The organism is Paeniglutamicibacter cryotolerans, assembly GCF_014190875.1.
In the GTDB taxonomy this organism is placed as follows: domain Bacteria; phylum Actinomycetota; class Actinomycetes; order Actinomycetales; family Micrococcaceae; genus Paeniglutamicibacter; species Paeniglutamicibacter cryotolerans.
Genome location: NZ_JACHVS010000001.1, coordinates 2,650,658 through 2,668,771, shown reverse-complemented (window position 1 = coordinate 2,668,771; position 18,114 = coordinate 2,650,658). Strand labels below are relative to the sequence as shown.

At 65.7% G+C, this 18,114-nt stretch carries 14 protein-coding genes; 6 read left to right on the top strand and 8 right to left on the bottom strand.

All coding sequences use genetic code 11. The annotated features are described in order from the left end of the window. Nucleotides 1-62 precede the first annotated feature (62 nt). Both E9229_RS12250 and E9229_RS12245 read right to left on the bottom strand, forming a co-directional pair. Entirely contained in the window at nucleotides 63-914 is an 852-nt protein-coding gene (locus tag E9229_RS12250) for a type II secretion system F family protein (protein WP_183511587.1), read from the bottom strand. Continuing rightward, nucleotides 911-2,137 (bottom strand): CpaF family protein, encoded by a 1,227-nt coding sequence (locus E9229_RS12245; RefSeq protein WP_183512039.1) that lies wholly within the window; start codon nucleotides 2,135-2,137, stop codon nucleotides 911-913. The genes E9229_RS12250 and E9229_RS12245 overlap by 4 nt, the downstream gene beginning before the upstream one ends. Nucleotides 2,138-2,374: 237 nt before the next feature. Between E9229_RS12245 and E9229_RS12240 the strand changes: the two genes are divergently transcribed. Further along, nucleotides 2,375-6,127, top strand: coding sequence for an FHA domain-containing protein (locus tag E9229_RS12240; protein ID WP_183511585.1), 3,753 nt, complete (start codon nucleotides 2,375-2,377; stop codon nucleotides 6,125-6,127). Here the strand turns inward: E9229_RS12240 and E9229_RS12235 are convergent. Beyond that, entirely contained in the window at nucleotides 6,124-6,561 is a 438-nt protein-coding gene (locus E9229_RS12235; RefSeq protein ID WP_183511584.1) for a hypothetical protein, read from the bottom strand. The two genes, E9229_RS12240 and E9229_RS12235, sit on opposite strands and share 4 nt — an antisense overlap. A 303-nt stretch (nucleotides 6,562-6,864) precedes the next feature. Here E9229_RS12235 and E9229_RS12230 point away from each other — a divergent pair, with 303 nt between their 5' ends. Both E9229_RS12230 and E9229_RS12225 read left to right on the top strand, forming a co-directional pair. Beyond that, nucleotides 6,865-7,113 (top strand): WhiB family transcriptional regulator, encoded by a 249-nt coding sequence (locus tag E9229_RS12230; protein ID WP_068738138.1) that lies wholly within the window; start codon nucleotides 6,865-6,867, stop codon nucleotides 7,111-7,113. A 129-nt stretch (nucleotides 7,114-7,242) separates the two neighbouring features. Beyond that, entirely contained in the window at nucleotides 7,243-9,387 is a 2,145-nt protein-coding gene (locus E9229_RS12225; RefSeq protein WP_281369528.1) for a Stk1 family PASTA domain-containing Ser/Thr kinase, read from the top strand. Nucleotides 9,388-9,451: 64 nt separating this feature from the next. On the opposite strand, the gene E9229_RS12220 is transcribed toward E9229_RS12225, so the two are convergent. The 3 genes from E9229_RS12220 to E9229_RS12210 form a co-directional block, all read right to left on the bottom strand. Next, nucleotides 9,452-9,763 carry a hypothetical protein gene (locus E9229_RS12220; RefSeq protein WP_221184449.1) on the bottom strand — a complete coding sequence of 104 codons (312 nt, stop codon included), beginning with the start codon at nucleotides 9,761-9,763 and terminating at the stop codon, nucleotides 9,452-9,454. 307 nt (nucleotides 9,764-10,070) lie between these two features. Next, complete coding sequence (locus tag E9229_RS12215) at nucleotides 10,071-11,468, bottom strand: class II 3-deoxy-7-phosphoheptulonate synthase (protein ID WP_183511581.1); 1,398 nt, start codon at nucleotides 11,466-11,468, stop codon at nucleotides 10,071-10,073. Between the two features lie 119 nt (nucleotides 11,469-11,587). Next, nucleotides 11,588-12,328, bottom strand: a complete 741-nt coding sequence (locus E9229_RS12210) for a lysophospholipid acyltransferase family protein (RefSeq protein WP_183511580.1) — start codon at nucleotides 12,326-12,328, stop codon at nucleotides 11,588-11,590. 134 nt (nucleotides 12,329-12,462) lie between these two features. Between E9229_RS12210 and E9229_RS12205 the strand changes: the two genes are divergently transcribed. Both E9229_RS12205 and E9229_RS12200 read left to right on the top strand, forming a co-directional pair. After that, nucleotides 12,463-13,236 (top strand): alpha/beta hydrolase, encoded by a 774-nt coding sequence (locus E9229_RS12205; RefSeq protein WP_183511579.1) that lies wholly within the window; start codon nucleotides 12,463-12,465, stop codon nucleotides 13,234-13,236. Next, nucleotides 13,229-13,696 (top strand): hypothetical protein, encoded by a 468-nt coding sequence (locus E9229_RS12200; RefSeq protein WP_183511578.1) that lies wholly within the window; start codon nucleotides 13,229-13,231, stop codon nucleotides 13,694-13,696. Before E9229_RS12205 ends, E9229_RS12200 begins: the two co-directional genes overlap by 8 nt. A gap of 17 nt (nucleotides 13,697-13,713) precedes the next feature. Here E9229_RS12200 and E9229_RS12195 read toward each other — a convergent pair whose 3' ends face one another. Further along, nucleotides 13,714-14,676: an ROK family protein gene (locus tag E9229_RS12195; RefSeq protein ID WP_407671342.1), complete on the bottom strand. Its 963-nt coding sequence runs from the start codon at nucleotides 14,674-14,676 to the stop codon at nucleotides 13,714-13,716. Between the two features lie 85 nt (nucleotides 14,677-14,761). Between E9229_RS12195 and E9229_RS12190 the strand changes: the two genes are divergently transcribed. Further along, nucleotides 14,762-16,627, top strand: coding sequence for an AMP-dependent synthetase/ligase (locus E9229_RS12190; protein WP_221184448.1), 1,866 nt, complete (start codon nucleotides 14,762-14,764; stop codon nucleotides 16,625-16,627). Between the two features lie 67 nt (nucleotides 16,628-16,694). Here E9229_RS12190 and E9229_RS12185 read toward each other — a convergent pair whose 3' ends face one another. Then, on the bottom strand, nucleotides 16,695-18,113 hold the full coding sequence (locus E9229_RS12185; RefSeq protein WP_183511576.1) for a mycothione reductase: 1,419 nt from the start codon (nucleotides 18,111-18,113) through the stop codon (nucleotides 16,695-16,697). Nucleotide 18,114: the final 1 nt, after the last annotated feature.

Below are 18,114 nucleotides of genomic sequence, written 5' to 3'. Positions count from 1 at the left end.
GATCAGCCACAGTCCGAGGCCGAGCCCCAGACCCGTCACCAGGGATAACGCCACCACGGGGCTCACCGAATGACTCGTTCTTCGGTCGGCAGGGTTCCGATGCTGAGCATGGCGCGATAGCAGATCACGGAGATGGCCAAGCCGGAGAGCAGCACTAGCGATCCGGCGACAGACGAGTAGGCCCGCACCGCTGCCGGTTGGCTTGCCAGCAACAACAGGATGACCCATGGCGCGGCGATTGCCAGCCGGGCTGCACTGACCGTCCATGACTGGCGGGCCTCGAGTTCACCGCGGGTGCGGGCACTGTCGCGCAAGAATGAGGAGAGCGTCCCGAGCATTTCACCCAAGTCCGAACCGCCGACCTCCCGAGTGATGAGCAGTGCGGCGATGATCTTGTCCGATACCGGGTCGGCCAGGCGTAATCTCAGTCGTTCGACGGATTCCTCGAATCGAGCTGTGGCACGGTAGTCAAGGGCGAATTCTACAAATGCCGGACGCAACGACTCGGGGCCGAGTTGTCCGAGTTGGACGAGCGCTTCTGGCAGCGAGAGACCCGCCCTGATCGCCGAGCGCAGGTGATCGACCACATCGGGCCATTGCTCGCGAAGATCCGCTGTTCGTTTCCTCGCCCGCCATCGGATGACCGTGAGCGGGAGCAGTGCACCAAACAGTGCAAACGTCGCCGCGATCAGCGGTGCCCCGGTCAGGATCAGGACCAACAGCCCTGCCAGCACCGCGCTTGTCGCTGTGGCATAGACGAAGCCTCCGCGGCTGATCTTCTCCATGCCGGCGTGCACCAGCAGCAGTTCCAGGCGTCCCTGCCGCGGACGTCGGTCGATGGCCGGCCGGCTCCAACAGGACTCCCACACCAGAAACAGTCCCATCCCGAGGCCCAGACCCAGCAGCAGACTCACGCCACTGCCCTCCCCAGGGCCGCTACGTCGATCCCCGCAGCAATGAATTTTCCATGGGACAGGTCAGCCGCCTGCTGCAGCACCAATTCCCCGCCTTCCATGGCAAATACACAGTTCGTTTCAATGGCCCCGTTCTCCACACGTCGGCCCAGGGCCAGTATTTCGGAGACGTACCGGTGCCCGTCGGGGGTACGCGAGCAATGGACCACTAGGTCGATGCAGGCGGCCACAGTGGGCACCACGAAACTCGAGGAGATGTTTTCCCCGGCGAGCAGCGGCAACGTGCAAATTTTCGTAACTGCAGATCGGGCGTCATTTGCGTGGATGGTACATAGCCCAGGCATACCGGCGTTCAGCGCGATCAGCATGTCCAGTGCCTCCGCCTCGCGTACCTCGCCGACGATCAATCGATCCGGGCGCATCCTCAGGGCCTCCTTGACGAGCCGGCGCATGTTAATTTCTCCTTGGCCCTCTAGGTTCGGCTGACGGCATTGGAGCCCGACCACGTCACGCAGCGGGATCTTCAACTCGAAGATCTCCTCGATGGTGACCACCCGTTCCCGCGGCCCAATGGATCCCGACAGGCAGTTGAGCATCGTGGTCTTTCCCGCGTGCGTCGCCCCCGAAATCAGAACGTTCAGACCGGCCCCGACTGCCATGTCCAGATAATGGGCGGCGCCACGGCTGATCGAACCGAGATCCACGAGATGTTCCAGCTTGCTGGCACGGGCAACGAACTTGCGAATATTCACCGCCCAATGTCGACGTGTGATATCTGGGATCACCACATGCAGGCGCGATCCGTCGGACAGTTGACAGTCGACGAAGGGCTGGGAGAGATCCAGTCTGCGGCCCGATGCCTTCAGCATGCGTTCGACGAGGTTGCGCACCTCGACCTCTTCGAGACGGATCGAGGTTAGCTCCGAAACACCCGATCTGGCCGAATAGACCTCGCTGGGCCCGTTGATCCAGATTTCCTCGACTTCCGGGTCATCGAGCAACGGTTGCAGCGCCCCGAGCCCCGCAACCGCGTCAAAGATCCTGCGTCGTGCTGTCATCGGGTCGGTCAACATCGGCAGCGAACCAAGCATAGAACGCTCGTCGTAATCGCGCACGGCATCATCGACCAGGCGCCTGATCTCGGTTCCCTGCAGCGCGGGGTCAAGGCCCTGCCGCCGGATCAGCTCCCGGACTTCATCTTCAACGATTCGAATGCCATCCACGGTCCGCCTCCGAATGGCCCGGCCGGTGCCATCACCCGCGATGGCACCGCCGAGGCGAGTTAGCGCCGAGACTACAGAGCCGGGGCCCAGCTCCACAAGGGCAGGAACAGAAGTGTGGATAACCGTTGTCGCCACTTCATGAAATTCCACAAGACTGCCGACAACATAGCCGGACGACCCCGGCCCGTCGATAGTCTTGCCACGACCGGGGCTGCCCGACACGAGAGGAAGACCCCCATGGCGCTTCAATTGACTCTGACCGGATGCAGTCCGGAGGTTGCGTGGGAAGCATGTCTAGAGGGTGACGTACCCTCTTCCGGCGCCGGGTTGGCGGCGCTGCTGGCCGAGACCACGGGCCTCTGCATCTGGTTCTTGGGCCCGGTGCCAATTCAGAGGATCGGGCGGCTGCCGGTGCACGGACATCTGCTGCTAAGCACTACGGCCCTGCCCCTCCCCCGGTCTGACTTGGCCCCGGCGCAGCCAGACGCCCGGGCATTGCATCTGGTCGTCGTAGAGGGCCCGGATCCGGGGCCGCGGCTACCGTTGCTGCGCGGCGAACACACGATCGGCCGTGCTGGCGCAGACATGTGCGTGGCCGATCCGGGACTGTCCCGGATCCACGCCCGACTCGTCGTTGATGCGCTTGGCGTAAGGGTCTACGACCTGGACTCCGGCAACGGGATAAGCATTGACGGCCAACGCGTTTCCGAGTCCATTTTGGTGGAGGGCGGCGGCTTCAGCGCCGGGGAAAGCACATTCACGGTGATGGGAGCTGCCACCGACACTGCATCTGCAGACCGATCGTGGCCACAGGAACCGCTGCCTGTCGAGGCACCGCCACCCACCGGACGCGTCCTGCCCCAGGCCCTGGGCGCGCTGTTGCCGATGGCGGTGGGCCTAGGTCTTTTTGTGGCCACTGGCAGCTGGTACTTCCTGGCCTTCTGCGTCATCGGGCTCGCCACTGGAGGGGTATCAGCGCTGTCCGGGCTACGCGAAAGACGACGGCATCTGTTTTCCCTCAAGGCCGCAGTTCTGGTTGACGAGGGCCGCCGCCGTGCACTGGCACTTCCACCAGGCGAAGCCGCCCATCGCTTCCGAGCTAACCCGACCAGCCCGACAGGGCCGGACTCCGCAGTATTCTGCGTGGGCCGCGGAGATGCCGCAGCAAACGTTCCTTCGGGGGCGCGGATCCGAGGTGCGGCCCCTCCCCTTGCCCGCAACGTTCCGTGTTTCCTGCCCTGCGGTCCGGGCAGCCTCGGCATTCTGGAGGGGTCCGTGCCAGCCGCACATGCTCTGGTTCGGTCACTCATATTGCGGCTGGCACCCGAGCTCTTCAACGGGACCACCACGCTGATCCTGACCGGCGACGCCTCCTTCCTGCCGGTGGAGGTCCGCCGCATGCCGGGGGTATCGGTGCTCGACAGGTTACCGAGCTCCCACGGATTCTCGACGCGGACTCTGGTGCTGTCGCTAGGGCCTGATGCTTCGGCGTGTGCCGCGGCCAAGAATCTTGCCGCCGCCCCTTCTGGCCCGGGCGTGGTGCTGGTGTGTCCACGGGACGGGTCACAATCGGCCACTTGGAGCGTGGATGCCGGATCAGGCCGCGTCGTCCGAGGACAAGAAACATCGTTCATCCGGCCCGACAGATTGGGGACAGAAGTACTGCGCACGCTGTTGGTAAGCGTCCTTCCGGAACCCGGGTTCGGTCCGCTTCCTGACACCGTACCGGAACCACGTCCGCATGGCGCTGATGCTACCCGCCGTCTCGCCTGCAGGATCGGCTGCAACGGCCCGGACCCGGTCGAGCTGGATCTTGTCGCAGACGGGCCCCACCTACTGGTCGCAGGGACTACCGGCTCGGGAAAATCCGAATTGCTCCGCAGCCTGGTCCTGGGCTGGTGCCAAGAGTATTCGGCTGCCGAATTGGCCCTGATGCTCGTCGATTTCAAGGGCGGGTCCGCGTTGGGGCCTTTGGGAGCATTGCCGCATGTGCAATCCCTGGCCACCGACCTCGACGGCGACGGGGCATCGCGTGCGTTGGAGTCCCTGGGTGCCGAATTGCGGAGACGCGAGGCATTGTTGGCCGCAGCGGGTGCCGGGGACTATGCCGAGTACCGCTCCGAGGCCGGCGCCGGTCGTCTGCCGCTTCCACGTCTGGTCGTTGTCATTGACGAGTTCCGGGTTCTAGGCACAGAACTGCCCGATGCCACCGATCGGATCGTGCGGCTTGCGACCATCGGCCGGTCCCTTGGCGTACATCTGGTCCTTGCCACCCAACGCCCCCAGGGCGCGGTACCAGCAGAACTTCGGGCCAACATCAATAGCGTGTTGTGCCTTCGACTGCAAAGCGAGTTCGAGTCCTCCGAACTGCTGGGAACCCCGGCTGCCGCCGGGCTTGACCCGGCGATGCCTGGTAGCGCACTCTTACGCCGCGGCACCGGGATGGTCGTGGGGTTCAGGGTCGACGACCGCGCCAGCCGCGGAAACCCGCCGAAGCTGCTCGTTTATGGTTCGCGTCTGGGCCAACCACGGGCGGCGACCGGGCAGATGCCGCCCCGGGAGCACCCCTTGGACGAGCTGGTGGCAACGGCGGCCCGACGTTTTGCACCCTCGGAGATTCCGGAGAACCCCTTTCCCCGACCCTTGCCACAATTGCTCCCTTTTCTGCCGCGACGAATCCTCGGCACCGTACCGGGGACGGGTATCGGTCTGGGGCTGGTGGATCTGGTGGCCGAACAGCGCAGCACAGGCTGGTGGTGGTCCCCGGGAACCATGCGGCGACTGGCTGTCATCGGCCATCCAGCGTCTGGCGTCGGCCCGCTCTTGGGGAATTTGCTGGCCGGCTTACCCCGGATCGGGGCCCGCGCCTTCGTATTAGACGGCGCCGGTTACCTCGCGGGCTGGGCCACCGCGCCGCAGATTGCCGGTTATGTGGGAGCTGCCGAACCGGAGCGGGTAGCCGATGTCATCGGGCTGCTGGCGGGAGCCGACACGGACCCGGCGCTTGTGCTGTTGGTGACCGGCATGGCTGGTTGGGCAGGCACCATGGATTCCCAGGCCTACGCCGAACTCGATGGGTTCCTAGCGGCCCAGGCGCGTCGAAGCCGTGGGCCGGGGCCCGCGCTGGTGCTGGCCGGAGACAGGGATGCGGGGGCTGCCAAGGCCTATGCGCTCTGCGAGCACCGGCTTTTCCTGCCGCTGGGAAGCGGCCCGGAAACCACCATCGGGTGGCCCCGGCTACGGTCGGTGGCTAAAATCCCCGGGCGGTCGGTGTGGGTTGGCCCGGAAACACCCCTTACGGGCCATGCCGTCCAACTATTGACCGTTCCGGCGACACCGCCGGCTCCCGATCAGTGGCATGCCGGGGATCAGCAACGGCGCCCATATTGCCTTCCCTTGCCACACCGAATCACGGCGGCCGAACTGCCAGTGAACTCCAGGAGCGCCGAATGTGCTTCGGGCCGCTACTTGGTGGGAGTGACTGGCCCGGATAACCGGTGGTGGTCGTGGGGACCTGGAGCCGTTGGTCTGGTACTAGGCCGAGAGGGAATGGGCAAGAGCACGTTGTTGCTCCTGCTGGCAGCGAATCTGGGGTCGGCGGCACGGCTGTTCCGGCTGGGCCAGGCAGCGACTGCGGAAGAGGGCGGCACTCCCGATGACCCGGGCAAGGAGGTCCGTTTCATCTTGATCGACGATGCCGATCGGGATCCATCCCGGGCTACACGGTTGCTGGAACGTGCCGCATCACAGGGTTTGTCTGTCGTGCTGACTGCGCGTCCCTCGGCGTCGCTCGGTTATGCGTTGCCCGTGGGATCCGTATTGCGTTCAGGCGAATCGGTCTTGGTGCTCGGGCCCATCGGGCGCGCCGAGGCAGACCAGTTGGGGTTTCGGGTGCCCGAACTTTCGCGGGATGTGCCCGGACGCGGCGTGGCACTGGATGAGGGCCGGGTACGCAGGATCCAATGCCTGTTTCCCGTTGATCCGGACTAGCTCCGGGCTGCCGTACTGCCGCTTTGCCGGTCCCCGAAGAAGGCCGTCGTGCGCGGGTCGAACAACAGGACGATGATGGCCGCTGCCGGAAGCAGCAGAAGCGTCCCCGTCAAGGCACCCCCGACGCCGAAGAAGGGGATGGCGACAATGACCTGGATCAGCTGCCAGGTAATGGCGGCGGCCCGGGTCCAGGCCCGTCCCCGGAACAGGTTCCAGGCAACGGAGCACTGCCAGATTCCGGCGGCGACGATCAGACCGAGCATGAACAGACGTCCTCCCATGGACAGCGGGCCCGGAGTGCCAAGCTGCAAGGCATAGACCAATGCGTAGTACAGGACACCTAGCGCCTCGGCCAACAACAGGACGGCTATCACCACGACCGAGACGGGTCTGGTCCGAGGGGTTCGCTGGGGCTGGCTCTTGTCGTTCATCACGCTTAAAACCTAGCCCCATTCGCAGGTCCCCGGCTAACCGGAAGGGTCCGATGTGGCCAAGACATCCCTTGTCAACAACGGACGCTACTGCTACTTGAAAGCCGCCACCGGCGGATTGTGACAAAGCGCTCACGTACAGCGGGGTATTTCCATCCCCGGCCCCTTGTTTACGTGAACGTAACATGAAAACCTTGTTAGGCAGGTGAACGGGAGAGGGATATCCTCCCGTTTCTCTGCTGTTTGCCGCTGTTTACTCGCGGCAGGCGCATCCCACAGACCTACACTCAAGGAGCATCACCAAGCATGGATTGGCGTAGCCGCGCAGCTTGTCTGGACAAGGACCCGGAGCTCTTTTTCCCGGTTGGAAATACCGGTCCAGCACTGCTCCAGATCGAAGAGGCAAAGAGTGTATGCCGCCGTTGCCCGGTTGTTGACACCTGCCTGCAATGGGCCATCGAGTCCGGCCAGGACGCCGGTGTTTGGGGCGGCATGAGCGAGGACGAGCGCCGCGCCTTGAAGCGCCGCGCCGCCCGTGCTCGGCGCGCATCCTAGGTTCCACGACGCCGTATCAACTCGGCAATCCGAAGGGGGCCGGTTCCATCATGGAGCCGGGCCCCTTCGGCATACCCGGGCAAGTCTCGTGTTGATGCGGCGGCCCGTCGGCGGAATCGCTACGATCAAATGGTGACGGATCACCGTAAAGACCCATTGATCGGCGCTACCCTCGACGACCGATACCGGATCCACCGATTAATCGAAACCGGCGGAATGTCCAGGGTCTATTTGGCGACCCATATTCGCTTGCGACGCCAAGTGGCCATCAAGGTGCTGCTCCCCCAGTTGGCAGCCGACCCCGATACAGTCAGACGCTTCGAATCCGAGGCGATCCTCTCGGCAGGGCTCTCCCACCCCAACATCGTGCGCGTGACGGACCAGGGGGTCGACGGCCCGGACGCCTACCTCGTCATGGAGTACGTACGCGGGATGACGCTGCGTGACCTGCTGCGGGAACGCGGGCGCATGACCCCGCGTCAGGCACTGACAGTGCTGAACGACATTTCGGCTGGCCTCGCCGCCGCCCACGAGCGCGGCATCGTCCACCGGGACATGAAACCGGCCAATGTGCTGCTCTCGGACACTGGTGACATCAAAGTCGCCGACTTCGGACTGGCCCGCGCCACGACGCAGCAGACCTCGGCCTCGAACCTCATGGGCACGGCCGCCTACATCTCCCCCGAGCTGGTTGAAGGCAAGCCCTCCGACGAACGCAGCGACGTTTATGCCGTGGGCATCATTGCCTACGAACTGCTCACCGGGCACCAGCCCTTTACCGGCGAATCCCAGTTCCAGATCGCATTGCAGCACGTCGGTTCCGAAGTTCCGGCACCATCGCGCCTGATCCCCGGCCTTCACTCGGACCTGGACGAACTAGTGCGCTGCTGCACCGAAAAAGACCCAGAGAACCGGCCCCAGGATGCCCAAGCGCTACTGGGCGAGGTCCGCCATATTCTCTCCACCATGGATCCCGGCGACCTCGACTTCGACTCCGAACTGCTCGGCACCCTTTCCGATCTGGTCCCCGCGGCTCCCCCTGAACCCGTGATCCATGTCGATGCGGAGGCCGGTGACAAGACATTGTCGATGGCCGACGGACATACTGCTGGCACCACAGTGTTGGGACCGCCACCGCCACTGCCCCCGGGGCTTGCTGCCATCGACACGGACGCCACGACTCCGTTGACCGCTGGCCGGGACCGGACCGAGGTCTTCCCGGGGTTCAGGCCGCAGTCCTCGGACGACACCGGCCGGATCACCGAGGACACGGAGCTGGAAGTCCATGACGAATTGGCTGCGCTGCCGTCCAAGCGGGAGCAGCGCGCCGCCGACAAGCGGTGGAAGAAGGATGCCCAGATTCCCACGGAAACACTGGCCCCGCGCATGTCCACCCGTCGCCGCTGGATCCTAGGCACCGTCCTGGCCCTGCTGGCAGTGCTGATCACGGCCTCCAGCCTGTTCTTCGGGTTCGGACCGGGAGCACGGGTTCAGCTGCCCCAACTCGGTGGAAAGAGCGCCACCGTCGCCATCGAGCAGCTGACAGCTCTGGGTATCAAGTCGCACACCCAGAAGGTCTTTGACGAACGGTTCAAGACCGGTCTGGTGGTCTCCACCGACCCGGTCGCCGGTTCGGTGATCAGGCGCTACGAGCCGGTCCAGGTCATCGTCTCGCAGGGCCCCGAGCTGTTCTCAGTACCGAATCTTGGCGGGACCGAATCCGCCGACGCACCCAAGGCCCTCGGCGCCGTGAACCTCGCGCCGGGCACGTCCACCGGGAAGTACTCCGAGAAGGTGGCCAAGGGCCTGATCATTTCCACCGATCCAGCTGCCGGTGCCGATCTGCGCCGGGCCTCGGTCGTTGACCTGGTGGTGTCCAAGGGACCGGCGCCGGTCAAGGTCCCGGAATTGCGCGGGATCACCGAAGAACAGGCCATGGCAGCGCTGAAGAAGGCGGGTTTGAAGGGCAAGTCCGGCACCCCGGCGAACGACGGTACGGTGGCCGCCGGCCTCGTGCTGTCACAGACCCCCTCCGCAGGCAAGGTCGAGCGGGGCTCCATCGTCGAGTATGTGCTCTCGTTGGGCCCGAAGATGATCGAAGTCCCCAATTTCCAGGGCAAACAGCTGGATGAAGCCAAGGCTGAACTTGAACGCCTGGGCTTCACCGTCGAGGTAGAGAAGCTGCTGGGCGGGTTCTTCGGGACGGTGCGCTCCCAGGATCCGGCATCGGGCACGGCGCCCGAAAAATCGATAATCAGACTGGTCGTCGTCTAGGTCCACGAGTTCAGCGCCCGTGGCGGCCGCGCCGCTTAACACCGGGGGAAGCCCTCCGGGAGCATCAGTCGCCGGAGGAACAATCGGCGGCTGCGGACCGGACGCCCAGCACACTGGTCATGGCGTGGTTGCTCCCGCCGGATCGGTAACCGAGTTCGAACCCCTGGGCCGATCCGTCCGGCCCGGACTGATCCATGCGCCTGACGGTGTTGACCAGGATGGTTTCGGGCTCGGTGAGCGGCCATGAGCTGACGGGAACGCACTTCTTCCAGCCGTTCCGGATCTCGTCGGCAGCTTCCGGAGCGCAAAGGGCCAGCGGCATCTGCTCGGTGAGGTTCCGCAGCGAGCTCTCGAGCAATTCGAGGTTCTCCGGCACCGGCAGACTGGCCGGGAAAACGATGCTTCGATTGGCAGCAGAGGCCTCCTTTACGGCACTTCTGCGCGGATGCGGTGGTGTGCCGAGAGCAGACCGTCGACCGAACACGAGCTAAGCGCCCGGACGAGGCCGCCGGCAAGCATGAAACGAGATACCTTCGCCACCTTGACCGCCCGGCCATTGCGTATGCGTGGCGTACGCCATATCGACACTGAACGCGGCCCTCTTGGCGGTGAAGTGGATCCGACAACAGCAACAGCCGCCTGCTCCCTTCCGGGTGCCGGCGGCTGTCGAGGTCGGCGCCTGGTTACTTGGCTTCGCCGCGCTTGGCCAGGGCCCCGGAAACCAAGAAGGCCATCTCCAGCGACTGGCGGTGATTCAAGCGCGGATCGCAGACCGACTCGTAGAGGTCCTCGAACTGCTCCTGGCGGATCGGGTCGGCTCCACCGAGGCACTCGGCCACGTCGTCGCCGGTCATCTCCACGTGCAGGCCACCGGGGAAGGTGCCCAGCGCGTCGTGTACCTCGAAGAAGCCGCGGACCTCGTCCATGACGTCGTCGAAGTTGCGGGTCTTGTAGCCGTTGCCGCTGGTGACCGTGTTTCCATGCATCGGGTCGGTCACCCACAGCACCTTGGCGCCGGAGGCGGTGACCTTCTCGACCAGGTTCGGCAGCTTCTCGCGGATGTTCTTCGCGCCCATGCGGGTGATGAAGGTCAGGCGGCCTGGTTCGCGGTTCGGATCAAGCTTCTCGATCAGGGCCAGCGCATCGTCCGGCGACGTCGTCGGGCCGAGCTTCACACCGATCGGGTTGCGCACGCGCGAGAGGAAGTCCACGTGGGCGCCGTCCAGCTGGCGGGTGCGCTCCCCGATCCACAGGAAGTGGCCGGAGGTGTCGTATGGCTGTCCGGTCCGCGAATCGGTGCGGGTCAATGCGCGCTCGTAGTCAAGCAGCAGGGCCTCGTGGCTGGCGAAGAACTCGGTGCGCTTGAGCGCCTCGAAGTCGGTTCCGCAGGCATTCATGAAGCGCACGGCGCGGTCGATCTCGCCGGCCAGCTGTTCGTAGCGGCTGTGTGCCGGGTTGGAGGTGAAGCCCTTGTTCCAGGAGTGCACCGAACGAAGGTCGGCGAATCCACCCTGGGTGAAGGCACGAATCAGGTTCAGCGTGGAGGCGGAGGTGTGGTACGCGTGGACCATGCGCTGCGGGTCATGGGCCCGGGATTCGGGGGTGAAGTCGTAACCGTTGACGATGTCGCCGCGGAAGGCCGGCAGCGTGACACCGTCGCGGGTCTCGTCGTTGGAGGAGCGCGGCTTGGCGAACTGCCCGGCCATGCGGCCCATCTTCACCACGGGCATCGAGGCGCCGTAGGTGAGCACGACGGACATCTGCAGGATGGTCTTCACGCGGGCGCTGATCTTGTCGGCAGTGGCGCCGTCGAAGGTCTCGGCGCAATCCCCTCCCTGGAGCAGGAAGGCCTTGCCGTTGGCCGCTGCCGCGAGGCGCTCCCGCAGGACGTCGACCTCGCCGGCGAAGACCAGCGGTGGGCGTGAGCCCAGTTCGGCGATCGCCGAGTCATAGGCAGGCGTGCCACTCCAGCTGGGCTGCTGGGCGATGGGCAGCGAGCGCCAGAGATCCAGATCCGGGTCGACGGCGGGTCCGGCAGGCGAGCTGCCGGGGAACAGGGGGGCGGAGGAAGTCTGAGTCACCTTCCCAGCGTAGACCTCCTGCGTGTGGTGCCGCACTTCTCCCGTCATCTGGGCGCACCCACGTTAACACTCAATGACCGGGGCTGCTGGCGGGGCTACCACCCCGGGGCGCCAAAGTCCTAGTCGGAAACTGATTTCCTGCCCGGACGGCGTTTCGAGACATGACGGGCAGCCTGGCGTTCGGCATCCATGCGCGCCTTGACCGTCGCCGCATAGGTATCGGCGTATTCCTGGCCGGAGAGCCGCATGATCGCGTACATGATCTCGTCCGCCACCGAACGCTGCACGAAGCGGTCCTCGGCCAGCCCGGCGTACCTGCTGAAGTCCAGCGGTTCACCGACGATCATGCCCACCCGGCGGATGTTCGGCAGGCGCTTGCCGATCGGCTGCACCTTGTCGGTGCCGATCATCGCGATGGGGATCACCGGGACACCGGTCTCCAATGCCAGCTTTGCGACGCCGAGCTTCCCGCGATACAGCCGGCCGTCTGGGCTGCGCGTGCCCTCGGGGTAGATGCCCAGCAGTTGTCCGTCGAGCAGCGCCTGGGCGCCGACCCCCAGCGAATTCGCCGATGCGGTGCCACCGGAGCGGTCCATCGGCAACTGGTTGGAGAGGCGGAAAAACAGCGCCGTCGCCCTGCCCTTGATGCCGCGGCCGGTGAAGTAGTCGCTCTTGGCCAGGAACACCACCGGGCGCGATACGGCGACAGGCAGGAAAATGGAGTCGGAGACGGAGAGGTGGTTGCTGGCCAGGATTGCGCCGCCCTGCGCAGGGATCCGCTCCAGACCCTTGACCCAGGGCCTGAAAACGATGTTGACGAACGGTGCGATGAACAACCGTTTCATGATCCAGTAGAACAATGTGCTGGCCTTCCGCCCCTCCGGGGTCGGTGTCGTGGGGATACCGGATGCTGGTACCCGGGGTCGGTTAGGCTCTAACCTTAGGCATATCTCGGCCCCGGGCCTATCCCGCGGGCCCTTCATGGGGGCAGATAATGCAAGACACAGGCGGGGCCGCGGCCCTTGACCAGACTCCGTTCAAGCACCAGGGCTCCAATGGGGAGGCCGTACTGGTCATCCACGGGTTCACCGCTGGACCGTCGGGCATGCGCCCCTGGGCCGATGCGCTGTCCGCCGCCGGCTACAGCGTTGCGCTGCCGCTGCTGCCGGGGCACGGGACCCGGTGGCAGGATCTGGCCGCCACTACCTATACCGACATCGTCGCCGCCGTCGCCCGGGAATACGAGGCGCTGGCAGCCCGCCATGCGCGGGTGTACGTCTGCGGATTGTCCATGGGCGGGGCACTGGCGCTGTATCTGGCGGCCACCCATTCCCCCGCCGGCCTAATACTGGTGAACCCCGCGCTGACCTTCGGCCAGGCGACGGCCAAGTTCGCCGGGGTGCTGCGCTTCGTGGTGCCGTCGGTGAACGCCATCGCCGATGACATAGCGATGCCCGGGGTAAGCGAGGGGGCCTACTCCCGCACGCCGGTTGCCGGGGTACATCAGCTGGGCAAGCTGTTCCGGGCCACCATCGATCGACTGCCGCGCATATCCTGCCCGGTGCTGGTGTACCGCTCGGATGCCGACCACGTGGTCCCGGAAAGCAGCATCGCGGCACTGCGCAGCGGGCTGGGCCCGGCCGCCCCCTTGACGATCAGGCGACTGGCCCGCAGCTACCATGTGGCGACACTGGACTACGATGCACAGGAGATCTTTGCCGGATCCATTTCATTCATCCAGTCCCTGGGAGGGACCGAACGTGCCTGAACAAAATCCAGCCGAAACCCCGCACGACCCCACCGGAGACGACGCCGCATGGGCCGACCTCGTGCGGCGTCTGGAGGAGGACGATCCCACGGCCGACCGACCGGCCGATCCGGCGGAACCGCTGGCGCCCCCCACCCCGACCCCGGTGGATCCGGGCGTCTTCAGGATGCATCCGGCACTCGTCGGTCCCCGCGACTACGAGGTCGACGATACCGATGACGGCGAGTTCGTTCCCGAAGATCCCCCGCCGCTGGGCTTCGGAAACCCGCTGCTGGTCCTGGCCTGGTGTGGCGCCACCGGTGCGCCTATCGTGTTGCTGCTCGCCGCGATGTTCCTGCGGAGGTCGCCGACGCCACTGTGGATTGGGCTGATTGCAGTGTTCCTGCTGTCTGTGGGATTCCTGATGTGGAAGCTGCCGCGGCACCGCGCGGACAACGGGGACGACGGGGCCCGGATCTAACCAGGCCCCTTCCCCGTCTAATCTTCGGCGGGCGCACGGCGGGCCAGGTCGGCAGCACCGATGAGCCCGGCGGCCGGACCCAGGGCAGCTCGAACGACCCGGGCGAACGGCCGGTAGCTGCGCCCGGAAAGGGTACGTCGGTAGGTGTCCGCCGCCGTGTCGATCAGCAGCGGGGCGGCCGACCCCAGACCGCCGCCAATCACGACGATCCCGGGATCAAGCACAGCCGCGAGGTTCGCAATGCCGATGCCCAGCCAATGACCGGCGTCAACCAGCAGGTCGCGGCACGCCGCATCGCCCGACGCTGCGAGCCGGGTCACCAACTCGCCGGTCACAGCGTCGGCGTTCCCACCGGCGGCATCGCGCAGCGCATGGGCCACCGGTGAACCGGCGGCCAACAGGCCCCGCCCCTCCCTGCCCAGCGCGTTGCCCGAGGCGTACTGCTCCCAGCAGCCACGGTTTCCACAGGCGCAGCGGTGCCCTTCGTGTACCAGCGTCTGGTGGCCGAACTCCCCCGCCACCCCGAAACGTCCGCGCTGCAGCACCCCGTCGGTGACCATGGCCCCGCCGATGCCGGTGCCCAGCGTCAGTACCACTGCATGGGACTCCCCGGCCGCGGCGCCGTAGCGGTACTCGGCCCAGCCTGCGGCATCCGCGTCGTTACACAGCAGGACCCGGCGCCCCACCATCTCCTCGAGCCGGGCGCGCAGCGGCTCGTTGCGCCAGGCCAAATGCGGACTGAAGAGCACTGTGGAACCACTGAGGTCCATCCAGCCGGCTGCACCGACTCCCACCGCAGCCCCGGGGGCCTGGGCTCCGAGCTCGGCGACCAGCGCCGCAACGGTCCGCTCCACGGCGCGGGCGTCGTGCCCCGGCGTGGCACGGCGCACTTCCTCGACCACTCGCCCCTCGGCGTCGACCAGCCCCGCGGCGATCTTCGTTCCGCCGATGTCGATGCCAATGGCGAGCTCGTTTTCCACGTGCATTCCTACTCCTGCGGGTGTATGCCGAAAATTTTTGTTACCGATGAGTATAAAGTGTGACTTAAACCACTAGGATTGATTCATGGCCCGGGCAGTTCACCTGTTCGCCACGGGCCACTTACCTCGAGAAGGAGTCGCAGTGCGCGAATTCAGCGTTCCACCCCTGGTAGTCAACCAACCCCAGATGAATATTACTGACCTGGTGCTGCGCCACGCGACTTCTACATCGAACCCCGTGCTCTTTTCACGGCCCAACCAGGACGGAACCTGGTCCGATGTCTCGGCCAAGGAATTCGCAGCTGACGCCTCCCTGCTCGCCAAGGGCCTGATCGCCAGCGGGCTCGAATCCGGGGCACGCATAGGGCTGATGGCCAGCACCCGCTACGAATGGGCGCTGGTCGACTTCGCCATCTGGTTCGCCGGCTGCGTCTCGGTTCCCGTCTACGAGACTTCCTCCCCCAGCCAGGTCGCGTGGATCCTGGGCGACTCCGGCGCGGCAGCCGTCATTGTCGAGGCCCCCCGGCATGAGAACGTGGTCCGCCAGGCGGCCCATCAGGAGGGCCTGGCGGAGATCAAGCACCTCTGGCAGATGGACGGCAACGGACTGGATCCGCTGCGCGAGGCCGGCGCCACCGTCTCGGACGAGGCGCTCGAAAAACGCCGCACGTCGGCCGGAATGGACTCCCTGGCCACCATCATCTACACCTCCGGAACCACCGGGCGGCCCAAGGGCTGCGAGCTGATGCACAGCAACTTCGTCGAGCTCTCCGAGAATGCTGCGGTGGCCCTGCCCGAATGCGTGCACCAGGGTGCCTCGACCATCATGTTCCTCCCCCTGGCCCACGTCTTCGCCCGCTACATCTCGGTGCTCTGCGTCTGCGCCGGCGTGCGCGTCGGCCATACCCCGGATGTGAAGAACCTGATGGCCGACCTGCAGTCGTTCAAACCGACCTTCATCCTCGCCGTGCCCCGCGTCTTCGAGAAGGTCTACAACTCCTCGATGCTCAAGGCAGAGGACGGCGGCAAGGGCAAGATCTTCCACGCGGCATCGGCCACCGCCATCGCCTGGTCCCGGGCCTCCGAAGCAGGCAAGGTTCCGCTGGGCCTGACCCTGAAGCACCAGCTCTTCGACGTGCTGCTCTACAAGAAGATCCGGGCCGCCATGGGCGGGGAGATCGTCTACGCCGTTTCCGGCGGCGCACCGCTGGGTGAACGCCTGGGCCACTTCTTCCACGGCATCGGGCTGACGATCCTCGAGGGCTACGGACTGACCGAGACCACCGCCCCGATCACCGTGAACACTCCGAAGAAGATCAAGATCGGTTCAGTGGGGCGCCCGCTGCCGGGCAACGCGGTGCGCATCGCCGACGACGGGGAGATCCTGGCCAAGGGCGCCTGCGTGATGCGCGGCTACTTCAATCGCCCGGATCTGGCCGAGGAGACGTTCGTCGACGGATGGTTCCGCACCGGCGACATCGGCGAGCTCGACGCCGAGGGCTTCCTGCGCATCACCGGACGCAAGAAGGAGATCATCGTCACGGCCAGCGGCAAGAACGTGGTTCCGGCGATGCTCGAGGACCAGATCCGTTCGGACGCGCTGATTTCCCAGTGCGTCGTCGTGGGCGATGCCCGCCCGTTCATCTCCGCACTGATCACCCTCGACGCCGAGGCGCTGCCGGGCTGGCTGGAGCGCCACCAGCTGCCGGCCGACACCACGGTGGCCCGCGCCTCCGAACTGCCGCAGGTCCGGGAGGCCGTCGCCGTGCTGGTGGCCAAGGCGAATACGGTAGTCTCGCAGGCCGAGGCGATCCGGGAGTTCCGCATCGTGCCCACCGACTTCACCGAGGACTCCGGCCACCTGACCCCGTCGATGAAGATCAAGCGCGCACAGGTGCTCAAGGACTTCGGCCAGGTCGTGGAGGAGATCTACTCCAAGCCGGTCGCCTGACGCCCGGCCTCAACGCGAAAGGGCACGTACCTTGCGGTACGTGCCCTTTCGCATGGCCGGTTCCCGCTTACAGCGGGTCGCCTGCTTGGGGATCGACGCCCAGGGACAAGAGCGCGTTCTCCACGACCTCGGTGAGCGCCGGGTGGATCCAGTACGGGCCGCGGGCCAGCTGGGCCACCGTGGTCCCGTTGACCATGGCCTGGATCAGCGGCTGGATGAGCAGCGACGCCTCGTGGCCCATGATGTGCCCGCCCAGGATCTCACCGGTGTGCTTGTCCGCAACGATCTTCACGAAGCCTTCCGTGTCATCCATGGCCCAGCCGTAGGCGGTGGAACCGTACTCCTGGATCGCCACTGCCAGCTCGCGTTCCGGGTGCGCGAACCGGGCCTCGGCCTCGGAGAGCCCGACGGTGGCGATCTGCGGGTTGGTGAAGACTGCGGCAGCCACCGCGCGGCGGTCCATGGGACGCAGGTCCGAAGGATTTTCCAGGTTGTGGACGACCACGCGGGTCTCGCGGTTCGCCACGTGCTTGAGCTGCTCCAGGTTTGCCACATCACCCATCGCGAACATACCCGGAACCGGCTCGCCGCCGCGCAGCAGGCGCTGGTATTCATCGACCAGCAGCGTTCCATCCTCGCGCTGGTCCAGCCCGATCCCCGCAACGCCGAGGGTATCGGTGTTCGGGACCCGGCCCGCGGCCACCAGCACCACGTCGGCCACCAGCTCCAGCTTTTTCCCGTCGGTTCCTTCGAACTCCACGACCAGGCCGCGGTCGGCTGTCCGGATCCCGGTCAAATGGGAGTTGAGTTCGACGTTCCAGCGCGCCGCGGCGGCCTTCGTGAACGCGGTGGAAATGTCGGCGTCCTGGTGGCGCATCAACGCGCCGGAGCGGTTCACCTGGGTGACGCTCGAACCCAGCCCGGAGAACACCGCAGCGAATTCGGAGGCGATGTAACCGCCACCGACTATCACGATGCGTTCGGGCAGCTCGTCCAGGCGCATGATCGTGTCGGAGGTGTGCACACCGGGCAGGTCGATCCCGCGCACCTGGGGCAACACGGCGCGCGACCCGCTGGCCACTACGATGTTGTCCGCCGTGATGACGGCTCCGGACGCCATGGTGAGTTCCTTCTCGCCGGTGAAAGTCGCGTATTCGGAGTACAGGTCAACGTTCTCCAGCTCGAGGTCGCGGTAGCGGCGCCCGCCCTCGGAGATGGCATCGATGCGACCGAAGATCCTGTCGCGGATCCCGACCCAGTCTGCACCCTTGAACTCCAAGTCCACGCCGAGCTTCTTCGCCTCGGCCGCGGAGGCGGCGAGCTGCGCCGGGTAGACGTACATCTTGGTGGGGATGCAACCAACGTTCAGGCAGGTCCCGCCAAAGATGCCGCCATCGATCAAGGCAACCTTCTTATCGTCCCAGTACCCGGTGATCACCGAGTTCCCGGAGCCCGAACCGATGATGGCCAAATCGTAATGCGTCACG

What these genes read in the sequence shown, in the direction of transcription:
- E9229_RS12240 (WP_183511585.1), top strand. Translation starts at nt 2,375, where the DNA reads ATGGCGCTTCAATTGACTCTGACCGGATGCAGTCCGGAGGTTGCGTGG.
- E9229_RS12230 (WP_068738138.1), top strand. Translation starts at nt 6,865, where the DNA reads ATGGATTGGCGTAGCCGCGCAGCTTGTCTGGACAAGGACCCGGAGCTC.
- E9229_RS12225 (WP_281369528.1), top strand. Translation starts at nt 7,243, where the DNA reads ATGGTGACGGATCACCGTAAAGACCCATTGATCGGCGCTACCCTCGAC.
- E9229_RS12205 (WP_183511579.1), top strand. Translation starts at nt 12,463, where the DNA reads ATGCAAGACACAGGCGGGGCCGCGGCCCTTGACCAGACTCCGTTCAAG.
- E9229_RS12190 (WP_221184448.1), top strand. Translation starts at nt 14,762, where the DNA reads ATGGCCCGGGCAGTTCACCTGTTCGCCACGGGCCACTTACCTCGAGAA.